The following is a 19,572-nucleotide window of genomic DNA, read 5'->3' on the forward strand; positions in this document are numbered from 1 at the left end:
CCACCCCGGCAACTCCAGCCACCCCGTCCTGAGTTTCTCGGGACTGAAAACGCCCGGCCTAGTGCCGGGCGTTTTCGTTTCTCGCCCCAGGGGAGCGCCCAGCCAGCAATGCGCCTCAGGCTTCCAGATAGCGCTGCGCCAGATGCTCGACAGTGCCTCGTGACGGCTGCGCCAGATGGGGCGCAACGAGCATCATGATCTGGTACACCACCAGGCGTACTTCGCCTTCCTGATCGAGGATGCGCTGGTAGTCGAGGGAGAACAGCAGGGTCAGGGTGATCTGCTCCACCAGCTGACCGAGCGCCTGGGTGCCGCTGACCAGCTGCCCGTCGGCCATCAGCCGGGCGAGCAGGGCCGCCAGCGTGCGTTTGAGTGCATTCAGCCAGTGACGGATGCCGCGCGCCAGTTTCGGCAGGCGCCCCGCCAGGTTGGACAGGTCCTGGAACAGAAAGCGGTACTGCGCCAGGCGTTCGACGATCAGGTGCAGGAACAGCCAGTAATCCTCGACGTCCAGCTCGGCATCGGCTGGTGGATCGAGCAGCGGCGCCATCTCGGCCTGGAAGCGTTCGAACAGCTCCAGCACCAGCGGCTCCTTGCCGTGAAAGTGGTAGTAGAGATTGCCCGGGCTGATGTCCAGCTCGTTGGCGATCTCCAGGGTCGAGACGTTGGGTTCGCCCTGTTCGTTGAACAACTGCAGGGCGGCTTGCAGGATGCGCTCGCGGGTCTTCATCCGTGGCTTCTTGTTGGTCGTGGCGCGGAAAGGGTGACGATAACCGGCCGGCAGATTGCCGGCCATGGCTTTCAACGGATATGCACGTAGGTGCCGGGGGCCGCCTCCATCGGCGGATGGTTCTGGTTGCCCAGCACCATCACGGTTTCGCGCTGCTCACCGGAGCGCGCCTGGATCCACTCCAGCCACTGCGGCCACCAGCTGCCCTGCTGATGCTGGGCGTCGTGGAACCAGGCGCGCGGGTCCGAGGTGAGCTTGGCATTCTCGTAGTAGTTGGCCTTGGGGTTGCCCGGCGGGTTGAGGATGCTCTGGATATGGCCGCTGTTGGACAGGACGAAACGGCGGTTGCCGCCCAGCAGCAGGGTCGAGCGATAGACCGCGTCCCAGGGGGTGATGTGGTCGTTGATGCCGGCCACGCTGAAGCTGTCGACGTTGACCTTGGTCAGATCCACCGGCGTACCGCACACCTCCAGACCGCCGGCACGGCGCAGCGGGTTGTGCTTGAAGAAGTCGAGCAGATCGCCATGCAGGGCGGCCGGCAGGCGTGTGTTGTCGTTGTTCCAGTAGAGGATGTCGAAGGCCGGCGGCTGCTTGCCGAGCAGGTAGTTGTTGACCCAGTAATTCCAGATCAGGTCATTGGGGCGCATCCAGGCGAACACCCTGGCCATGTCGCGACCGTCCAGCACGCCCTGCTGATAGGAGCGGCGCTTGGCCGATTCCAGCGTCTGTTCATCGGCGAACAGCATGGCCGGGCTGTCGATCTGGCTGTCCAGCAGGCTGACCATGTAGGTGGCGCTGGATACCTTGCGCAGCTGTCGGCGCGCCTGCAGATGGCCCTGCAGCGCGGCGATGGTGAGGCCGCCGGCGCAGGCGCCGAGCAGGTTGACCTCCTTGCTGCCGCTGATGGCGCGGCAGGCCTCGATGGCTTCCTCGACGGCCTGCACGTAGCTCGACAGACCCCATTCGCGATGGCGCGGGTCGGGGTTGCGCCAACTGATCATGAAGGTCTGCAGCCCGTTCTTCAGGGCGTACTGGACGAAGCTTTTGTCGTTGGACAGGTCGAATATGTAGTACTTGTTGATCTGCGGCGGCACGATCAGCAGCGGGCGCAGGTACTGCCTTTCGCTCATCGGCTTGTACTGGATCAGCTCCAGCAGCTCGTTGCGAAACACCACCGCGCCGGGCGTGCAGGCCAGGTTGCGACCGACCTCGAAGGCGTGCTTGCTGACCTGGCTGGGCAGGCCGTTGTTGTGCAGCAGATCGTCGAACAGATGGCGCACGCCCTTGAGCAGGCTGCTGCCGCCGGTGTTGAACAGTTCCTTGACCGCCTGCGGATTGAGCGGGCTGTTGGATGGCGACAGGGCATCGCTCATCAGGGAGGCGAGAAAGCGCGCGCGGGCGCGATCGTCCGGGGACAGGTCGCTGTCGTCGATCCAGGCGCTCAGTTGCTTCTGCCAGGCCAGATAGGCCTGCAGGCTGCGCCGATAGAAGGGGTTGAGGTGCCAGGTGGGGTCGGCGAAACGCGCGTCCTGCGGATTGACCTTGTGCAGGGTGTCGCCGAGCAGCACCCGGCCGAGCTGGCTGCCGAAGGCCAGCAGATGACGGCTGCTGCGCACCGGGCTCTTCAGCCCCTGCACGGCGAGCAGGCGCATGGTGGATAGCAGATCGCGTCCGCGGACGCCGACCACGGCGCTCTGGGCGTTCATGAAGGTGGCAGGTGCCGGCAGGGGCGCCGGATTCGACTTGTCTCGCATGGGGCAACACTCCGTCGTCAAACCGTCTAGAGACTTCAAGGCACGGGTTCAGGGCTTAACGTGTGCCTTCGCCTACGTCCAGCTTTTTCAGCAAGCCCTGTACCAGACGCGCAGGAAGTGCATTCCAGACCGCCGCGTCGGAAATGTCAGAGGCCACTGGCGGCCCCTTGGTCGAGCAACGCGACCATTGCGCACTCTGCTGGTGCGGTCAATGCTGGCGCAATGGTGCAGGCTGCGGGTGCATCACCGCACGCTGACGTTCCTCCTCGAGAAACTTCATGATGATGGGCGCCACGGCTTCGGCGCGGGTCACCAGGAACAGGTGGCCGTCGTCGATCACGTGCAGCTCGGCGTTGGGGATGCGCCAGGCCAGCAGGCGCATGTTGATCAGCGGGATCAGCGGATCGTCGTCGCCGGCCATCACCAGGGTGGGCTGACGAATCTTGTGCAGCCAATGGATGCTGGTCCAGCCGAGGCCGGCGAACAGCTGCCAGTAGTAGCCCATCTTGCCGCCGGAGCGCACCTTGCTGGCATGCGCCATGGCCAGCTTGGGATCGCGGCGGAAGGCACCGCCGTAGATATCCGGGGCGATGCGCACGCCATAGGACGGCTGGATGTAGCGCCGCGGACTGGCCATGCGCCAGAGCACCTTGGGCTTGCCCGGCACCATCACCGCGCCGGCCGAGGTGGCGGCGAGGATCAGCTTCTTGCAGCGTTCCGGGTAGTCATGGGCGAACTGCTGAGCCAGGGCTCCACCCCAGGAAACGCCGATGGCATTGACCTGGCCGTAGTCGAGGTAATCGAGCATGCGCGCGGCCAGCTTGGCCAGCCCGGGAAAGCGATAGGGCGTGGTGGGCGTGGACGAGCCACCGACGCCGGGCACGTCGAAGGCGATCACTTCCAGGTCCGGGTCGAGTGCGGCGACGAAGGGCATCACCAGCTCCAGGTTGGCGCCGATGCCGTTGAAGATCAGCAGCGGCACCAGCGGCCCCTTGCCGGGGCGCACCGCGGTGCGGATGGTTTGCCCATCGAGGTCGATGGTGCGAAATACGAAAGATGACGGCATGCGCGCAGGCCCTATCGGTTGAAACGCTGACAACGACCGTCCCGGCCGTTGCCAGAATGACCAGGGCGAACCTGGTTCACCGCGCTCGGCCAGGCCGTCGCGGCGAGCGGCACTTCCGAGTGCCGCGGGCAGTGGTGCGCAAGGTGCGCCGAATCAGCGTTCGTGCACATAGGTGCCCGGCGCGGCTTCGCCGGCCGGGTATTTCTTGTTGCCCAGTTTGCTCGGCGCAGCCTTGGTCGCGCCGGAGCGCTCGGCCAGCCAGCCTTGCCAGTGCAGCCACCAGGAGTCGGCGTGCTTGGTCGAACTTTCCTGCCAGGCCTTGGGATCCAGCGGCATCTCGCTGTTGGTCATGTAGCGCGCCTTGGGATTGCCCGGCGGGTTGAGGATGCTCTGGATATGGCCGCTGTTGGACAGCACGAACTCGCACTTGCCACCGAACAGGTGGGCCGACTTGTAGCAGGAATCCCAGGGGGTGATGTGGTCGGTGGTGCCGGCCACGACGAAGAAGTCGCAGGTGACCTGCTTCAGGTCGATCGGCGTGCCGCAGACTTCCAGCGCACCCGGGCGGGTCAGCGGGTTGGTCTGGAACATCTCGATGAATTCGCCATGCAGGGCGGCCGGCAGGCGCGTGGTGTCGTTGTTCCAGTAGAGGATGTCGAACACCGGCGGCTCGTTGCCCAGCAGGTAGTTGTTGACCCAGTAGTTCCAGATCAGGTCGTTGGGGCGCATCCAGGCGAACACCTTGGCCATGTCGCTGCCTTCCAGCACACCGGCCTGGTAGGAGCGGCGCTTGGCCGCCTCCAGGGTCTTCTCGTCGGCGAACAGGGCGACCTGGGTGTCGAGCTGGGTGTCGAGCACGCTGACCAGCAGGGTCAGGGCATGCACCTTCTGCTCGCCGAGGGCGGCATAGTGGCCGAGCAGGGAGGCGGTGGTCAGGCCGCCGGAGCAGGCGCCGAGCATGTTGACGTCCTTGCTGCCGGTGATGGCGCAGATGACGTCGATGGCTTCCTTGAGCGCCTCGATGTAGGTGGACAGGCCCCACTCGCGCTGCGCCTTGGTCGGGTTGCGCCAGCTGACCACGAAGGTCTGTACCTGGCTGCGCAGGAGGAAGCGCGCCAGGCTCTTGTCCGGCGACAGGTCGAAGACGTAGAACTTGTTGATCTGCGGCGGCACCACCAGCAGCGGACGCTCATGCACGCTCTCGGTGATCGGCTTGTACTGGATCAGCTCCAGCACGTCGTTGCGAAACACCACGGCGCCCTCGGTGGTGGCCAGGTTCTTGCCGACCTCGAAGGCGGCCATGTTCACCTGGCTGGGCATGCCACCGTTGTGAATCATGTCCTTGGCCAGGTGCGAGAGGCCGTCGAGCAGGCTCTTGCCGCCGGTCTCGAAGAAGCGTTTGACCGCAGCCGGGTTGGCCATGCTGTTGGAGGGCGCCATGGCCTCGGTCATCAGGTTGATGACGAAGTGGCCGCGGCTGGCGTCCTGCTCGGACAGTGAGCTGTGCTCGATCCAGTCGTGCAGCTCCTTGCGCCAGGCCAGGTAGGTCTGCAGGTAGCGGCGGTACAGCGGGTTCTGGCTCCAGGCCGGGTCGGCGAAGCGGCGGTCGCCGTCTTCGGGCTTGAGCTCGGACTGGCCGAGCATGACGTTCTTCAGTTCGAGGCCGAAGTGAGCGACATGCTTGACGCTATGGAAGGGTTGCTTGAGCGCCTGGGCGAGCACCATGCGGGCAGATGTCAGGAGATCCTTGCCGCGGATACCGATCACCGGGTTGAGTCCCAGGGTGTTTTCCGAGGCCTGGCGTTTCAGGTCTTCGTTGTTCTTATCACTCATCTACGACGCTCCATTGTCCTGAGACGAATACCGGCGTGTTGGCGCGCACGGCGACACAGGGCCTGGTACTGCTCGGGTTACCGGGGGCGGATCGAGTCCGCATCTTTCGTTGCACCTGGCGCAGCCAAATGCAGGGAACCTGCCAGTTCCTTGGTTACCCGAGTTTTTGAAGTTAAGCAAGCTGGTCGATGGCGCCGGAGTATGCCGCGATAGATTAGAAAACGCGCCCTAACTGCAGGGATCGGGTGGGGCGGGTAGAGGCAGCCGCTCTATGGCGAGGCTTTGTCGTGAAGCTGGCGTAGGGGGCTGTGCGCACCGCCGGCAACCAGGAACGAGCCGAGCGAGATGCGGGCGATGCTGCGCGCGCCTGCGACCGGGGGGGGGCCGCTCAGAGCATCAGGCGCACGACCGACTCGTTGGGGTCGCGCGATTGGCCGGCGGCGCTGAGCTGCGCCAGGTAGTCGGCCCACAGCTGCTCCTGCTGGGTCGCCAGCTGGTACAGGTAGTCCCAGGTGTACAAACCGCTGTCATGGCCGTCGTCGAAGCACAGTTTCAGTGCATAGTTGCCCGCCGGCTCGAGGCTGCTGAGGCCGACATTGAGCTTGCCGGTCTGCAGGATCGGCTTGCCGTGGCCCTGTACCTCGGCCGAGGGCGAGTGCACCCGGAGGAACTCGGCGCTGAGCCGATAGCTCTGCTCGCCGTAGCGCAGCTCCAGGGTCCTGGAGGCCTTGTGCAGTTTGATCGCGCTGGGGATGGGCATGAGAGAGCTCCTGAAACGATGCAGCCCGGATGCAATCCGGGACGCTTGCGAGCGCCCGCGGACTGAGTCCGGGCTACGGGCTTACAGAATATAGCGCGACAGGTCTTCGTCCTGCGCCAGTTCACCGAGGTGGCCGTTGACGTAGGCGGCGTCGATGCGGATCGGCTCGCCGCTCTGCTGGCCGGCGAGATCGCCGGCGCTGAAGGACACCTCTTCCAGCAGACGTTCGAGCAGGGTGTGCAGGCGACGTGCACCGATGTTCTCGGTCTTCTCGTTGACCTGCCAGGCGATCTCGGCCAGGCGCTTGATGCCCTCCTCGGCGAACTCGATGTTCAGCCCCTCGGTCTTGAGCAGCGCGGCGTACTGTTCGGTGAGCGAGGCATGCGGTTCGGTGAGGATGCGCTCGAAGTCCTGAGGGCTCAGGGCCTTGAGCTCGACACGGATCGGCAGGCGGCCCTGCAGCTCGGGCACCAGGTCGCTGGGCTTGGCCAGGTGGAAGGCGCCGGAGGCGATGAACAGGATATGGTCGGTCTTGACCATGCCCAGCTTGGTGTTGACCGTGCAGCCCTCGATCAGCGGCAGCAGGTCGCGCTGCACGCCCTCGCGGGAGACGTCGGCGCCGCCGGTATTGCCGCGCTTGGCCACCTTGTCGATCTCGTCGATGAAGACGATGCCGTGCTGCTCCACCGCTTCCAGGGCGCGGGCCTTGAGCTCTTCCTCGTTGACCAGGCGCGCGGCTTCCTCGTCGCGCACCAGCTTCAGCGCATCGGCCACCTTGAGCTTGCGGCTCTTCTTCTTGCCCTTGCCGAGGCCGGCGAACAGGTTCTGCAGCTGGCTGGTCATCTCCTCCATGCCCGGCGGGGTCATGATCTCCACGCCCATGGGTGACTCGGCCACCTCGATGTCGATTTCCTTGTCGTCGAGCTGGCCTTCGCGCAGGCGTTTGCGGAACAGCTGGCGGGTGTTGGAATCCTCGCTGCGCACCGGCTCGTCGCCGAAGGCCTGACGTGCGGGCGGCAGCAGGGCATCGAGAATGCGCTCCTCGGCGGCGTCCTCGGCGCGGTGACGGACCTTGGTCATTTCCTGCTCGCGCAGCATCTTCACGGCCGCATCGGCCAGGTCGCGGATGATCGACTCGACGTCGCGGCCGACGTAACCGACCTCGGTGAACTTGGTGGCCTCCACTTTGAGGAAGGGCGCATTGGCCAGCTTGGCCAGGCGCCGGGCGATCTCGGTCTTGCCGACACCGGTGGGGCCGATCATCAGGATGTTCTTCGGCGTGACTTCCTGGCGCAGATCGGCCGGCAGCTGCATGCGCCGCCAGCGGTTGCGCAGGGCGATGGCCACGGCGCGCTTGGCGTCGTCCTGGCCGATGATGTGGCGGTTGAGTTCGTGGACGATCTCGCGGGGCGTCATGGACATGGATCTGGCTCGCTATCGAAAACTGTGAGGCAGTGGACGCTACTCGGCGGCGTCCAGTTCCTCGATGGTCTGGTGGTGGTTGGTGAACACGCAGATGTCGCCGGCGATGCCCAGGGCGGTCTGGGCCACTTCGAGGGCGGACAGATCGGTCTTTATCAGCAGGGCGCGTGCGGCCGCCTGGGCGAAGTTGCCGCCGGAGCCCATGGCGATCAGGCCTTCCTCGGGTTCGACGACGTCGCCATTGCCGGTGATGATCAGCGAGGCGTCCTTGTTGGCTACCGCCAGCATGGCTTCCAGGCGGCTCAGGCTGCGGTCGGTGCGCCAGTCCTTGGCCAACTCGACGGCGGCGCGCACCAGGTGGCCCTGGTGTTTCTCCAGCTGGCCCTCGAAGCGTTCGAACAGGGTGAAGGCGTCGGCGGTGGCACCGGCGAAGCCGGCCAGCACCTGGCCGTGGTACAGGCGCCGGACCTTCTTGGCGTTGCCTTTCATCACGGTGTTGCCGAGGGATACCTGGCCGTCGCCAGCCATCACGACCTTGCCGTGGCGGCGTACTGAAACGATGGTGGTCAAGGGAAGAGTCTCCGCGCTGCGGGGCGAATTGCCCGAATGGAAACTCAGATGGGGTGCCCGCCGCGGCTTTTCAACCGGCGGCGGGAGAAAGGTCGATCAGCGGACCTGGCGCTGCTGTAACAGCAGGTTGCTGAAACCGTTGCCGGCCAGGGTCTTCTGCGCGGCTGCCAGTTGTTCGCGGCTGGCGAAGGGGCCGACCAGCACGCGGTGCCAGGTTTCCTCGCGCACCTTGCCGGTTTCCACCCGCACGTTCTGGCCGAGCAGGATGATCTGCGCGCGCAGGCTGTCGGCGTCGTCGCGTTTGCGGAACGAGCCGGCCTGGAGGAAGAACTGGGTGGTGACCGGGGCGCTGGCGATCACCGGCGGTGGCGGCGGGGGCACTTCGCCATTGAGCGCGGCCTGGGCGCGGGCGGCGTCGATCTTCGCCGCCTCCTCGGGCGTCACCGGTTTCTGCGCCGGCGGCGCAGGCGGGGTCTCTTCCAGGGCCTGCGGCAGAATCACTTCGGATTCCGGCAGCAGGGTATAGAAGTCGTACTTGGGCCGCGCCGGCTCGGCCGGTGCCGGTTTCGGCTCGGGCTTGGTCGTGCGCGCCTGTTCGCCGCGGTCGCGCTTGATCTCGTCGCGGCCCGGCTCGAGGCTGAACAGGAACATGAAGAAACCGCCGACCACCAGGCCGCAGGCCAGCCAGATCCAGCCGGGTACCGGCTTCTTGGCTGGCGCCTGGTAGCGGCTGGCGCCGCGCTTGGGTGCCGGTTTCTTGCGCGCTGCCATTTACATGCGCTCCAGGGTTTCCAGGCCGAGCAGCTCCAGGCCCTGCTTGAGCGTGCGGCCGGTCAGGGCGGTCAGGCGCAGGCGGCTGTCACGGGTGGCCTCGTCTTCGGCGGCGAGAATCGGGCAGTTCTCGTAGAAGCTGGAGAACAGCCCGGCCAGGTCGTACAGGTAGCTGCACAGCATGTGCGGCGTGCCCTTGTCGGCGACGCTGGCGAGCAGCTCGCCAAACTGCGCCAGCTTGGCGGCCAGGGCCTGTTCCTGCTCGGCGACCAGGGCGATCCGGCCGCCGATCTCGTCGATGCCCTTGCCCAGCTTGCGGAACACGCCGGCCACGCGGGTGTAGGCGTACAGCAGGTAGGGCGCGGTGTTGCCCTCGAAGCTCAGCATCAGGTCGAAGTTGAAGCTGTAGTCGCTGGTGCGGTGCTTGGACAGGTCGGCGTACTTCACCGAGGCGATGCCGACCACGCGGGCGATGCGGCGCAGCTCGTCCTCGGCCAATTCCGGGTTCTTGCTCTTGACCAGCTCATAGGCGCGCTGCTCGGCCTCGTCGAGCAGTTGCACCAGCTTAACGGTGCCGCCGTCGCGGGTCTTGAACGGGCGGCCGTCCGGGCCGTTCATGGTGCCGAAGCCCATGTGCTCCAGCTCCATGCTGGCGGGGACGAAACCGGCCAGGCGGGCACAGGCGAAGACCATCTGAAAATGCAGGGCCTGGCGCTGGTCGACGAAGTACAGCACACGGTCGGCCTTGAGCACGCCCGCGCGGTAGCGGGTCGCAGCCAAGTCGGTGGTGGCGTACAGGTAGCCGCCGCCGGCCTTCTGCACGATCAGCGGCAGCGGGTTGCCTTCGGCGTTCTTGAACTCGTCCATGAACACGCACTGGGCACCGTTGTCCTCGGTCAGCAGGCCCTTGGCGGCGAGGTCGGCGACCACCCGCGGCAGGTCGTCGTTATAGGCGCTTTCGCCCTTGACGTCGGCCATGGAGAGCTTGACGCCGAGGCGGTCGTACAGTGCCTGGCAGTGCGACAGGGAGATGTCGTTGAAACGGTGCCACAGGCGCAGGCACTCGGCGTCGCCGGCCTGCAGCTGGACCACCAGTTCGCGGGCGCGGTCGGCGAACTCGGGCGATTCGTCGAAGCGCTTCTTCGCTGCGCGGTAGAAGCCCTCCAGGTCGGCCAGCTCGCTTTCGGCGGCGGCCGGGTTTTCCTGCATGTAGGCCAGCAGCATGCCGAACTGGGTGCCCCAGTCGCCGACATGGTTCTGGCGGATCACCGTGTCGCCGAGAAACTCCAGCACCCGCGCCACGCCGTCGCCGATGATGGTCGAGCGCAGGTGGCCGACGTGCATTTCCTTGGCCAGGTTGGGCGCCGAGAGGTCGACCACCACGCGCTGCGCCGGGCCGTTCTTATGTACGCCGAGCTTGGCGTCGGCCAGTGCCGCCTCCAGGCGCTGGGCCAGGGCGTCGCTGTTCTGGAAGAAATTGAGGAAGCCTGGGCCGGCGATTTCCACCTTGGCGATACCGTCGTCGGCCGGCAGGGCCGCGATCAGCTTTTCGGCCAGGTCGCGCGGCTTCATGCCGGCCGGTTTGGCCAGCATCATGGCGATATTGCTGGCGAAGTCGCCGTGGCTCTTGTCCTTGGTGTTCTCCACCTGGATGGCCGGGGTCAGGCCAACCGGCAGCACGCCATCGGCGGTCAGGCGGTCGAGGGCTTGCTGGATCAGGTGGCGAATGCTGTCTTTCATGTTCGGCTCGGGTTGCCTGGGGCTTTGGTCGAAAACTGCGCATTATAGAAGCAGCGACCAGCGGCAGGCCATAACTTGTGGGCTGCGCGCTGCGCATCAAGGGTTGCCTGGTTGCGAATCTACGAGCTGGTGCGCACGGTGCACCCTAGGTTTGGGGAAGCACTGGTGCGTTCAGAACAGGTCGATCGGATCGACGTCCAGCGACCAGCGCACCGCACGGCCGCCGGGCATCTGCTCCAGCGCCTGCAGCCAGGGCGTCAGCAGGCGATGCAGCGGCGCACGGGCATTGCCCTGCAGCAGCAACTGCGCGCGGAAGCGTCCGGCGCGGCGTTCCATCGGCGCCGGCACCGGGCCGAGCAGTTCGATGCCGGACAGGCCCAGCTCGCCCAGCAGGTGCTCGGCTTCGTTGCAGGCCTCGTCGAGAAAGCTCTCGGCCTGGCCGGGCTTGTGCGCCTCGGCACGCAGCAGGGCCAGGTGGCAGAAGGGCGGCAGGCCGGCGCTGCGGCGTTCACTGAGCGCCTGTTCGGCGAAGGCGAAGTAGCCCTGCTCGGTCAGCTGTACCAGCAGCGGATGGTCGGCCAGGTGGCTCTGGATGATCACCTTGCCCGGTTCCTCGGCACGTCCGGCGCGCCCGGCAACCTGCACGATCAGCTGCGCCATGCGTTCGCTGGCGCGAAAGTCCGCGGAGAACAGGCCGCCATCGGCATCGAGAATCGACACCAGCGTCACCCGTGGGAAGTGATGCCCCTTGGCGAGCATCTGGGTACCGACCAGGATGCACGGCTCGCCCTTGTTGATGGTGGCGAACAGCCGGTCCATGGCGCCCTTGCGCGAGGTGCTGTCGCGGTCGATGCGCAGCACCGGATGGTCGGGGAACAGCACCGCCAGACGCTCCTCGGCGCGTTCGGTGCCGGCGCCGACCGGGCGCAGGTCGACGTGCTGGCACTTGGGGCAATTGCTCGGCTGCCGCTCGACATGCCCGCAGTGATGGCAGCGCAGTTCCCGATGGCGCTGGTGCACGGTCATGCGCGCATCGCAGCGTGGGCATTCCGATAGCCAGCCGCAGTCGTGGCACAGCAGGGTCGGGGCGAAGCCGCGGCGGTTGAGGAACACCAGCACCTGCTGGCCGGCGGCCAGGGTCTGGGCGATGGCCTGCTGCATCGGCCCGGAAATGCCCGAGTCGAGTGGCCGGCTCTTCACATCCAGGCGCAGGAAGCGCGGCTGGCTGGCGCCGCCGGCGCGCTGGGTCAGCTTGAGCAGGGCGTAGCGGCCGCTGTGGGCGTTGTGCAGGCTTTCCAGCGAGGGCGTGGCCGAGCCCAGCACGATGGGCAGGTTCTCCTGGCGCGCGCGAACCAGCGCCAGGTCACGGGCGTGATAGCGCAGACCTTCCTGCTGTTTATAGGAGGCGTCGTGTTCTTCGTCGACGATGATCAACCCAGGGTTCTTCATCGGCGTGAACAGTGCCGAGCGGGTGCCGATGATGATGTCGGCCTCGCCATCGCGCGCGGCCAGCCAGGCATCCAGGCGCTCGCGGTCGTTCACCGCCGAGTGCAGCAGGGCGATGCGCGCATTGAAGCGGCGAGCGAAGCGATCGAAGGTCTGCGGGCCGAGGTTGATCTCGGGGATCAGCACCAGCGCCTGCTTGCCGGCTGCCAGGCACTGGTGGATCAGTTGCAGGTAGACCTCGGTCTTGCCGCTGCCGGTAATGCCGGCCAGCAGGAAGGCATTGAACTGACCCCAGCCCGACGCCACGGCATTCACCGCCGCGCGCTGCTCGGCGTTGAGCGGCAGCTCCGGTTGCGCCAGCCAGTGCGCCGGCTTGGCATGGGGCTGGGTGCGACGCACTTCCACGCGCACCAGCCCTTTCTCGTGGAGCAGCTGCAGGCTGTCGCGGTTGAGCTGCAGCTGGCTGAGCAGGCCGTGGGCGACGCCATGCGGGTGTTGTGCCAGGGCCTTGAGCGCCTCGCGCTGGCGCGGCGCACGAGCCAGGCGCGGATCGTCGACGCTGGCACCGCTGTTGACCAGCCAGAAGCGCTCCTGGCGCGTCTCCGCCGGCTCGCCCTGGCGCAACAGCACCGGCAATGCCCAGCTCAGGGTGTCGCCGAGGCTGTGCTGGTAGTACTGCGCCGTCCACAGGCACAGCTTGAACAGCGGGGCTGGCAGTGGTGGGCGGGCATCGAGCAGTTGCAGGGCCGGCTTGAGCTTGTCCGCCGGCACCTCGCTCTGGCTGTCCACCTCCACCAGAACGCCGATGATCTCGCGTCGGCCGAACGGCACACGCAGGCGCACGCCGGGCTGCAGCGCGCTGCGCGGCACGCCGGCAGGGGCGCGGTAGTCGAACAGGCGGCGCAGCGGCGAGGGCAGGGCGAGGCGCAGGATCAGATCGGGCACACGAGCCTCCATGGACAGGCCGGCGATATTAGCACGCGACGGCCGGCGCCCCGCGCGGCTTGCATCGGACGACGCGTCTGGTAAGATGCGCGGCCTATTTCTGTGCGGTGCCTGACATTGGTCGGGTGGCGGCACGACTACCCCGAGGAAAGCACCATGAAAGCCGATATCCATCCGAACTACGTCGAGATCGACGCCACCTGCTCCTGCGGCAACGTGATCAAGACCCGCTCCACCATTGGCAAGAACATCAGCCTGGACGTCTGCTCCGAGTGCCACCCGTTCTATACCGGCAAGCAGAAGGTGCTGGACACCGGCGGCCGTATCGATCGCTTCAAGCAGCGCTTCGGCGTGTTCGGCGCCAAGTAAGCGACCGAGCGACAGCGGAATCTGGCATGCGCCACTCCGTGATACTGAAAAAGGCGTCCCTGGTGGGCGCCTTTTTCATTTCTCTTCTCTGTATCGACCTGGCCCAGGCCTTCTGCCCGCTGCGCGGCGATCTTGCCCAGGTCGCCGTGCGCCAGGTGGTCGATGGCGACACGGTGCGCCTGGTGGATGGGCGCAGCGTCCGTCTGATCGGCCTCAATGCCCCCGAGCTGGGGCGCAAGGGGCGCCCTGACGAACCGTTCGCGGTACAGGCCAAGCGCCGTCTGCAGGCGCTGGTCGATGCCAGCGACGGGCACGTCGGCCTGCGTTACGGCAAGCAGCGCAAGGATCGTTACGGGCGCACCCTGGCCCATCTCTACGACCACCAGGGGCGCAATCTGGAGGCTCAGCTGCTGGGCGAGGGGCTGGGTTTCATGGTGGCGGTCGCGCCGAATGCCGAACTGGCGAGTTGCCACGCCGCGGCCGAGCGCCAGGCGCGCAATGCACGTCTGGGGCTGTGGCGGCAGGACCAGGTGAAGCTGGCCGGGCAGCTGCGTGGCGGCGGGTTCGCCCTGCTGGGCGGTCGGGTGCGCGAGGTGCAGCGCAATCGAGGCGGTCTCTGGCTCGAGCTCGATGGCGGCAGGGTGCTGCGTGTGGCGCCGGAGTTGCTCGATCAGTTCGACGCACGCGCCCTGCAGCGCCTCGAAGGGCGGCGCGTGGAGGCGCGCGGCTGGGTCATCGATCGCCAGTCGCGTGGCGGCTTGAAAAACGGGCAGGCACGCTGGATGCTGCCGCTTACCCATTCGGCGATGCTGGAGGTGTTGCCATGATGCGTGCGTTGACGCTCTGTCTGATCTGCAGCTGGCTGGCCGGATGCGCCGTCAACCCGGCTACCGGTCGCACCGATTTCGTGATGATGAGCGAGCGCCAGGAGCTCGACCTCGGCGCCCGTTACAACCAGGAGATCCTCAAGCAGTACCCACGCTACGAGGATGCCGGGCTGCAGGCCTATATCCAGCGCGTCGGCGAGCGGGTGGCGCGCAGCAGCCATCGCAATCAGCTCAATTACGTGTTCACCCTGGTCGACAGTCCGGACATCAACGCCTTCGCCTTGCCTGGCGGCTATATCTACATCCACCGCGGGTTGCTCGCCTATCTCAATTCCGAGGCCGAACTGGCTGCCGTGCTGGGGCATGAGGTCGGCCATGTCACGGCCCGCCACAGCGTGCGCCAGCAGAGTCAGTCGACCGCCTGGAGCCTGCTCGGCCACGCGGCCGCCATCGGCACCGGCGTGGGGGCGGTCGGCGACCTGACCAATGTCATGGGCAATGCCTTCGTGCGTGGTTACGGTCGCGACATGGAACTGGAGGCCGACGGCCTCGGCGCGCAGTATCTGGCGCGCAGCGGCTATGACCCGCAGGCCATGATCGAGGTGGTCAAGGTGCTGAAGAACCAGGAGGACTTCGCGCGCGCGCAGGCTGCCAAGCGTGGCGAGGCGCCGGCAGCGGGTGGTTATCATGGTCTGTTCGACACCCATCCCGACAATGACCGCCGCCTGCAGGAGGTGATAGGTCCGGCGCGCGCGCTGGCGGTCGGCAATCAGGAAGTGGGGCGCGACGCCTTCCTGCAGATGCTCGATGGCCTGGTCTTCGGTGATTCGGCCGCCAGCGGCATCCGTCGCGGGCGGCATTTCTATCACGGCGAGCTGGACTTCACCCTGAGCTACCCGCAGGGCTGGCAGCTGGTCAATCGCCCCGACGTGCTGATCGGCCACAGTGCCGATGAGCAGGCCTTCATCGCCATGACGCTGGAGCCGGCGGACAAGCGCCTGACACCGGCCGAGTTCCTGCGCAAGCGTGCCGGCAGTCAACGCCTGGTGGCCGGGGAAGAGCTGCGCCTGGGCGCGCTGCAAGGCTACACGGCGGTCTTGCAGGGGCAGTCGGCGCGCCGCGTGGCGGTGATCTACCGCGACGATAACGCCTACCTGTTCATCGCCGCGGTGCGAGGGCGGGCGTCGCTGGAAACCGAGGATCAGCGCTTTCTCGAGGTGATCCGCAGCTATCGGCCGCTCAAGGCCGACGAGCGCAAGCTGGCCGAGCCGGTGCGCCTGCATCTGGTGCGGGCCAAGGCCGGGCAGAGCCTGGCGGCCCTGGCCAAGGAAGTGCCCCAGCAGGGCAATGGTGAAGCGCAGCTGCGCCTGCTCAATGGCCTCTATCCCGACGGTGTGCCGCGTGCTGGCGACTGGCTGAAAACCCTGCGCTAGCTGGCTGATTCAATAGCGACCGAACAGTCTTGTGCAGCTGTATACAACTTGCGTATCCTCGGCCGCCTGCCCGTTCAACAGCCAACAAAAGCGGAAATGCCACTATGTCAGATCTAAAAACTGCCGCTCTCGAATATCACGCTCAGCCCCGCCCGGGTAAGCTGAGCGTCGAGTTGACCAAAGCCACCGCTACCGCCCGCGACCTGTCGCTGGCCTACAGCCCGGGTGTCGCCGAGCCGGTCCGCGAAATCGCCCGCGATGCCGAGCTGGCCTACCGTTACACCGGTAAAGGCAACCTGGTCGCCGTGATTTCCGATGGCACCGCTATCCTCGGCCTGGGCAACCTCGGCCCGCTGGCGTCCAAGCCGGTCATGGAAGGCAAGGGTGTGCTGTTCAAGCGTTTCGCCGGCATCGACGTGTTCGACATCGAGGTCGATTCCGAGAGCCCGCAGGCTTTCATCGATACCGTAAAGCGCATCTCCATCACCTTCGGCGGCATTAACTTGGAAGATATCAAGGCCCCCGAGTGCTTCGAGATCGAGCGCGCACTGATCGAACAATGCGACATCCCGGTGTTCCACGATGACCAGCACGGCACCGCGATCGTCACCGCGGCCGGCATGCTCAACGCCCTGGAAATCGCCGGCAAGACCTTGGAAGAAGCCAAGATCGTCTGCCTCGGCGCCGGCGCAGCGGCCATCTCCTGCATGAAGCTGCTGGTGAGCATGGGCGCCAAGGTCGAGAACATCTTCATGATCGACCGCAAGGGCGTGATCCACGCCGGCCGCGATGACCTGAACCAGTACAAGGCGGTATTCGCTCACGAAACCGACCGCCGCACCCTGTCCGATGCCCTCGACGGCGCGGATGTGTTCGTCGGTCTGTCCGGTGCCAACCTGCTGAGCCCGGAAGACCTCAAGCGCATGGCGGCCAACCCGATCGTCTTCGCCTGCTCCAACCCGGATCCGGAAATCAAGCCGGAGCTGGCGCACGAGACCCGCAGCGACGTGATCATGGCCACCGGTCGTTCCGACTACCCGAACCAGGTCAACAACGTGCTGGGCTTCCCCTTCATCTTCCGCGGTGCCCTGGACGTGCGCGCCACCCGCATCAACGAAGAAATGAAGATCGCCGCTGCCCTGGCGCTGCGTGACCTGGCCAAGCTGCCGGTACCGCAGGATGTATGCGATGCCTACGGCGGCATCAAGCTGGAGTTCGGCCGCGAGTACATCATTCCGAAGCCGATGGATCAGCGTCTGATCACCGTGGTCTGCGATGCCGTGGCCAAGGCCGCGATCGAGTCCGGCGTGGCGACTCTGCCCTATCCGAAGCACTATCCGCTGCAGTCGGTGGATGAAGTGTTCAACGGCTAAGCCGTTCGGATGCCAACAAAAAACCCGCTTCGGCGGGTTTTTTGTTGTTCGGTGACGGGCACTGATCAGAACAGATCGATTGGCGCCATCTCGTCGGCCGGCAGCGGGCTGCCAGGAATGCCCATGCCCGGTTCGAATTCGCTCATCGGCGGCGGCGAGTCCTCGCTCTTGAACAGCTCGAAGTAGGCATCGGGGGTGCCAGGTGCTGCGGCGCGCCCGCTGACCGGATCGACGCGCAGGGTCAGCAGGCCCTTGGGTTCCTTCGGCAGATGGCTCGGGCGGTCCTTGAGCACTGTGCCCATATAGTTCATCCAGATCGGCAGGGCCACGGTGCCGCCATACTCGTGGCGACCCAGGCTCTCCGGTTGGTCGAAACCGGCCCAGACGGTGGTCACGTAGTCGGCGTTGTAGCCGGAGAACCAGCTGTCCTTGGACTCGTTGGTGGTGCCGGTCTTACCGGCCAGGTCATCGCGGCCCAGGGCCAGTGCGCGGCGACCGGTGCCGCGCTTGATCACGTCCTGCAGCATGCTGGTCATGATGTAGGCGGTGCGTTCGTCGATGATCTGTTCGGCCGTCCTGGGTTCTTCCGGCGGCAGGTCGTCGGTGGCGTTCACGGCGAGATTGGCGATCTCCTCCGGCGGCTCGCTGCCGGGTACGCGCGCGGGGTTGGCGCGGAACAGCGGCTTGCCGTGGCGATCATCGATGCGCTCGATCAGGTAGGGCTCGATCTTGTAGCCGCCGTTGGCGAAGGTGGCCCAGCCCTCGGCGATCTCCAGCGGTGTCAGGCTGGCGGTGCCCAGGGCCAGGGACAGGTTGCGCGGCAGGTCCTGCGGAGCGAAGCCGAAGCGTTCGATGTAGCGCAGGCTGCGGTCGATGCCCATGTCCTGCAGCAGGCGAATGGACACCAGGTTGCGCGACTTGTACAACGCCTCGCGCATGCGAATCGGGCCGAGGAAGGTGTTGTTGTCGTTCTTCGGGCGCCACTTCTGCGTCAGATAGTCGTCGGAGAGAATGATCGGCGCGTCGTTGACCAGGGTCGAGGCCGTGTAGCCATTGTCCAGCGCGGCACTATAGATGAAGGGCTTGAAGCTGGAGCCGGGCTGACGCTTGGCCTGGACGGCGCGGTTGTAGTTGCTCTGGTCGAAGGAGAAGCCGCCGACCAGTGCCTGAATGGCGCCGCTGTAGGGGTCGAGGGAGACCAGCGCGCTTTGCGCCGCCGGTACCTGCATGAAGCGCAGGCTTTCGTCCGCCTGACGCTGCACGCGAATGATGTCGCCGACCTGGGCCACGTCCGCCGGTTGCTGGGGGCGTGGGCCGAGGCTGTTGGTGTTGAGGAAGGGGCGCGCCCATTTCATGCTGTCCCAGGACACCGCCTGCTCTTCGCCGTTGCGGGTCAGGACGAGGACGCCGCTTTTTTCCACCTGAGTGACCACGGCCGGTTCCAGGCCGCCAATGGAGCGGAACTTGGCCAGCTCTGCCAGCCAGGCGTCGCGGGTCAGACCCGGTAGCCGGCTCTCGGGGCCGCGGTAGCCGTGACGCTGATCGTAGGCGATCAGCCCTTCGCGCAGCGCGGTATTGGCCACTTCCTGAAGATGGCTGGGGACGGTGGTGGTGACGTTGAAGCCTTCCGTGTAGGCCTCGCTGCCATAGCGACCCACCATCTCGGCGCGTGCCATCTCGGCTATGTAAGGTGCGCTCAGCTCCGGCGCCGGGACGTGGTAGCGGGCATCGACTTCTTCCGCCAGGGCGGTTTCGTAGCTGGCCTGGTCAATGCGTCCGAGGCGGTAGAGGCGGCCGAGAATCCAGTCGCGGCGTTCCTTGGCACGGGTCGGATTGACCAGCGGGTTGTAGCGCGACGGCGCCTTCGGCAGTCCGGCGATCATGGCCATCTGCGCCAGGTTCAGATCGCGAATCGACTTGCCGTAATACACCTGCGCGGCAGCCTCGATGCCATAGGCGCGGTGGCCGAGGTAGATCTTGTTGACGTAGAGCTCGAGGATCTCGTCCTTGCTCAGCTCGCGTTCGATCTGCAGGGCCAGGAGGATCTCCGTGGCCTTGCGCGAGAAGCTGCGTTCGCTGGTCAGGAAGAAGTTCTTCGCCACCTGCATGGTGATGGTGCTGCCGCCGCTCTGAATCTGCCCGCTCTTCAATAATTGCGTGGCAGCGCGCATCAGACTGGTCACATCGACGCCATAATGGTTGGCGAAATTATCGTCCTCGGCGGCCAGCAGGGCACTGATGAACTCCTTGGGGATTTCATCGAAGCGGATGGGCGAGCGGCGCATCTCGCCGAATTCGGCGATCAGCTTGGCATCGCTGCTGTACACGCGCAGCGGGATCTGCAACTGCACCTGGCGCAGCGACTCGACGGACGGAAGGGTCGGGCTAAGATAAAGAAACGCACCGCTCAAACTGAGCAACAGCCCACAAAAAACGGCAACGCAAGACCACCAGAAGAACTTCAGCAGGCGTATCAAAATGTTCGGAATTCCAAGTAAAAGAATGAGTTAAGCAGGAGTCGAGGCAAAAAGGG

Annotated in this window: 15 protein-coding genes; 4 read left to right on the top strand and 11 right to left on the bottom strand. The window is 65.9% G+C overall.

The features are described from left to right. Window positions 1-115: 115 nt before the first annotated feature. The 10 genes from N7333_RS13885 to N7333_RS13930 form a co-directional block, all read right to left on the bottom strand. Complete coding sequence (locus tag N7333_RS13885) at window positions 116-730, bottom strand: TetR/AcrR family transcriptional regulator (RefSeq protein ID WP_004372933.1); 615 nt, start codon at window positions 728-730, stop codon at window positions 116-118. Window positions 731-801: 71 nt separating this feature from the next. Further along, window positions 802-2,484 (bottom strand): class II poly(R)-hydroxyalkanoic acid synthase, encoded by a 1,683-nt coding sequence (gene phaC, locus N7333_RS13890; protein WP_129481897.1) that lies wholly within the window; start codon window positions 2,482-2,484, stop codon window positions 802-804. A 208-nt stretch (window positions 2,485-2,692) separates the two neighbouring features. Then, a complete protein-coding gene (phaZ, locus tag N7333_RS13895; protein ID WP_004372928.1) occupies window positions 2,693-3,550 on the bottom strand; it encodes a poly(3-hydroxyalkanoate) depolymerase in 858 nt (285 codons plus the stop codon). A 153-nt stretch (window positions 3,551-3,703) separates the two neighbouring features. Next, window positions 3,704-5,383 carry a class II poly(R)-hydroxyalkanoic acid synthase gene (gene phaC / locus N7333_RS13900; RefSeq protein ID WP_004372926.1) on the bottom strand — a complete coding sequence of 560 codons (1,680 nt, stop codon included), beginning with the start codon at window positions 5,381-5,383 and terminating at the stop codon, window positions 3,704-3,706. A gap of 388 nt (window positions 5,384-5,771) precedes the next feature. After that, window positions 5,772-6,143, bottom strand: coding sequence for a DUF971 domain-containing protein (locus N7333_RS13905; RefSeq protein ID WP_011920751.1), 372 nt, complete (start codon window positions 6,141-6,143; stop codon window positions 5,772-5,774). Between the two features lie 81 nt (window positions 6,144-6,224). Beyond that, window positions 6,225-7,565, bottom strand: coding sequence for an HslU--HslV peptidase ATPase subunit (hslU, locus tag N7333_RS13910; RefSeq protein ID WP_011920752.1), 1,341 nt, complete (start codon window positions 7,563-7,565; stop codon window positions 6,225-6,227). Between the two features lie 39 nt (window positions 7,566-7,604). Continuing rightward, window positions 7,605-8,135 (bottom strand): ATP-dependent protease subunit HslV, encoded by a 531-nt coding sequence (gene hslV / locus N7333_RS13915; RefSeq protein ID WP_129481896.1) that lies wholly within the window; start codon window positions 8,133-8,135, stop codon window positions 7,605-7,607. A gap of 96 nt (window positions 8,136-8,231) precedes the next feature. Next, window positions 8,232-8,906 carry an SPOR domain-containing protein gene (locus N7333_RS13920; protein ID WP_011920753.1) on the bottom strand — a complete coding sequence of 225 codons (675 nt, stop codon included), beginning with the start codon at window positions 8,904-8,906 and terminating at the stop codon, window positions 8,232-8,234. After that, a complete protein-coding gene (argS, locus tag N7333_RS13925) occupies window positions 8,907-10,646 on the bottom strand; it encodes an arginine--tRNA ligase (RefSeq protein ID WP_129481895.1) in 1,740 nt (579 codons plus the stop codon). A 171-nt stretch (window positions 10,647-10,817) separates the two neighbouring features. Further along, window positions 10,818-13,037, bottom strand: coding sequence for a primosomal protein N' (locus N7333_RS13930; protein ID WP_129481894.1), 2,220 nt, complete (start codon window positions 13,035-13,037; stop codon window positions 10,818-10,820). 156 nt (window positions 13,038-13,193) lie between these two features. Here N7333_RS13930 and rpmE point away from each other — a divergent pair, with 156 nt between their 5' ends. The 4 genes from rpmE (at window position 13,194) to N7333_RS13950 (ending at window position 17,039) form a co-directional block, all read left to right on the top strand. Then, window positions 13,194-13,406 carry a 50S ribosomal protein L31 gene (rpmE, locus tag N7333_RS13935; protein WP_004372913.1) on the top strand — a complete coding sequence of 71 codons (213 nt, stop codon included), beginning with the start codon at window positions 13,194-13,196 and terminating at the stop codon, window positions 13,404-13,406. A gap of 26 nt (window positions 13,407-13,432) precedes the next feature. Further along, window positions 13,433-14,233, top strand: a complete 801-nt coding sequence (locus tag N7333_RS13940; RefSeq protein ID WP_129481893.1) for a thermonuclease family protein — start codon at window positions 13,433-13,435, stop codon at window positions 14,231-14,233. Further along, window positions 14,230-15,666 (top strand): M48 family metalloprotease, encoded by a 1,437-nt coding sequence (locus tag N7333_RS13945; protein WP_129481892.1) that lies wholly within the window; start codon window positions 14,230-14,232, stop codon window positions 15,664-15,666. Before N7333_RS13940 ends, N7333_RS13945 begins: the two co-directional genes overlap by 4 nt. 104 nt (window positions 15,667-15,770) lie before the next feature. After that, entirely contained in the window at window positions 15,771-17,039 is a 1,269-nt protein-coding gene (locus N7333_RS13950; protein ID WP_011920758.1) for a malic enzyme-like NAD(P)-binding protein, read from the top strand. A 65-nt stretch (window positions 17,040-17,104) separates the two neighbouring features. On the opposite strand, the gene N7333_RS13955 is transcribed toward N7333_RS13950, so the two are convergent. Then, a complete protein-coding gene (locus tag N7333_RS13955) occupies window positions 17,105-19,516 on the bottom strand; it encodes a penicillin-binding protein 1A (RefSeq protein WP_129481891.1) in 2,412 nt (803 codons plus the stop codon). Between the last annotated feature and the right edge of the window lie 56 nt (window positions 19,517-19,572).

This window comes from Pseudomonas sp. GD04158 (genome assembly GCF_029834875.1).
Classification (GTDB): domain Bacteria; phylum Pseudomonadota; class Gammaproteobacteria; order Pseudomonadales; family Pseudomonadaceae; genus Aquipseudomonas; species Aquipseudomonas hydrolytica.

Bases quoted from the DNA above. Each gene is read 5' to 3' on its own strand.
- N7333_RS13885 (WP_004372933.1), bottom strand. From the start codon at position 730: ATGAAGACCCGCGAGCGCATCCTGCAAGCCGCCCTGCAGTTGTTCAAC.
- phaC (WP_129481897.1), bottom strand. From the start codon at position 2,484: ATGCGAGACAAGTCGAATCCGGCGCCCCTGCCGGCACCTGCCACCTTC.
- phaZ (WP_004372928.1), bottom strand. From the start codon at position 3,550: ATGCCGTCATCTTTCGTATTTCGCACCATCGACCTCGATGGGCAAACC.
- phaC (WP_004372926.1), bottom strand. From the start codon at position 5,383: ATGAGTGATAAGAACAACGAAGACCTGAAACGCCAGGCCTCGGAAAAC.
- N7333_RS13905 (WP_011920751.1), bottom strand. From the start codon at position 6,143: ATGCCCATCCCCAGCGCGATCAAACTGCACAAGGCCTCCAGGACCCTG.
- hslU (WP_011920752.1), bottom strand. From the start codon at position 7,565: ATGTCCATGACGCCCCGCGAGATCGTCCACGAACTCAACCGCCACATC.
- N7333_RS13920 (WP_011920753.1), bottom strand. From the start codon at position 8,906: ATGGCAGCGCGCAAGAAACCGGCACCCAAGCGCGGCGCCAGCCGCTAC.
- argS (WP_129481895.1), bottom strand. From the start codon at position 10,646: ATGAAAGACAGCATTCGCCACCTGATCCAGCAAGCCCTCGACCGCCTG.
- rpmE (WP_004372913.1), top strand. From the start codon at position 13,194: ATGAAAGCCGATATCCATCCGAACTACGTCGAGATCGACGCCACCTGC.
- N7333_RS13940 (WP_129481893.1), top strand. From the start codon at position 13,433: ATGCGCCACTCCGTGATACTGAAAAAGGCGTCCCTGGTGGGCGCCTTT.
- N7333_RS13945 (WP_129481892.1), top strand. From the start codon at position 14,230: ATGATGCGTGCGTTGACGCTCTGTCTGATCTGCAGCTGGCTGGCCGGA.
- N7333_RS13950 (WP_011920758.1), top strand. From the start codon at position 15,771: ATGTCAGATCTAAAAACTGCCGCTCTCGAATATCACGCTCAGCCCCGC.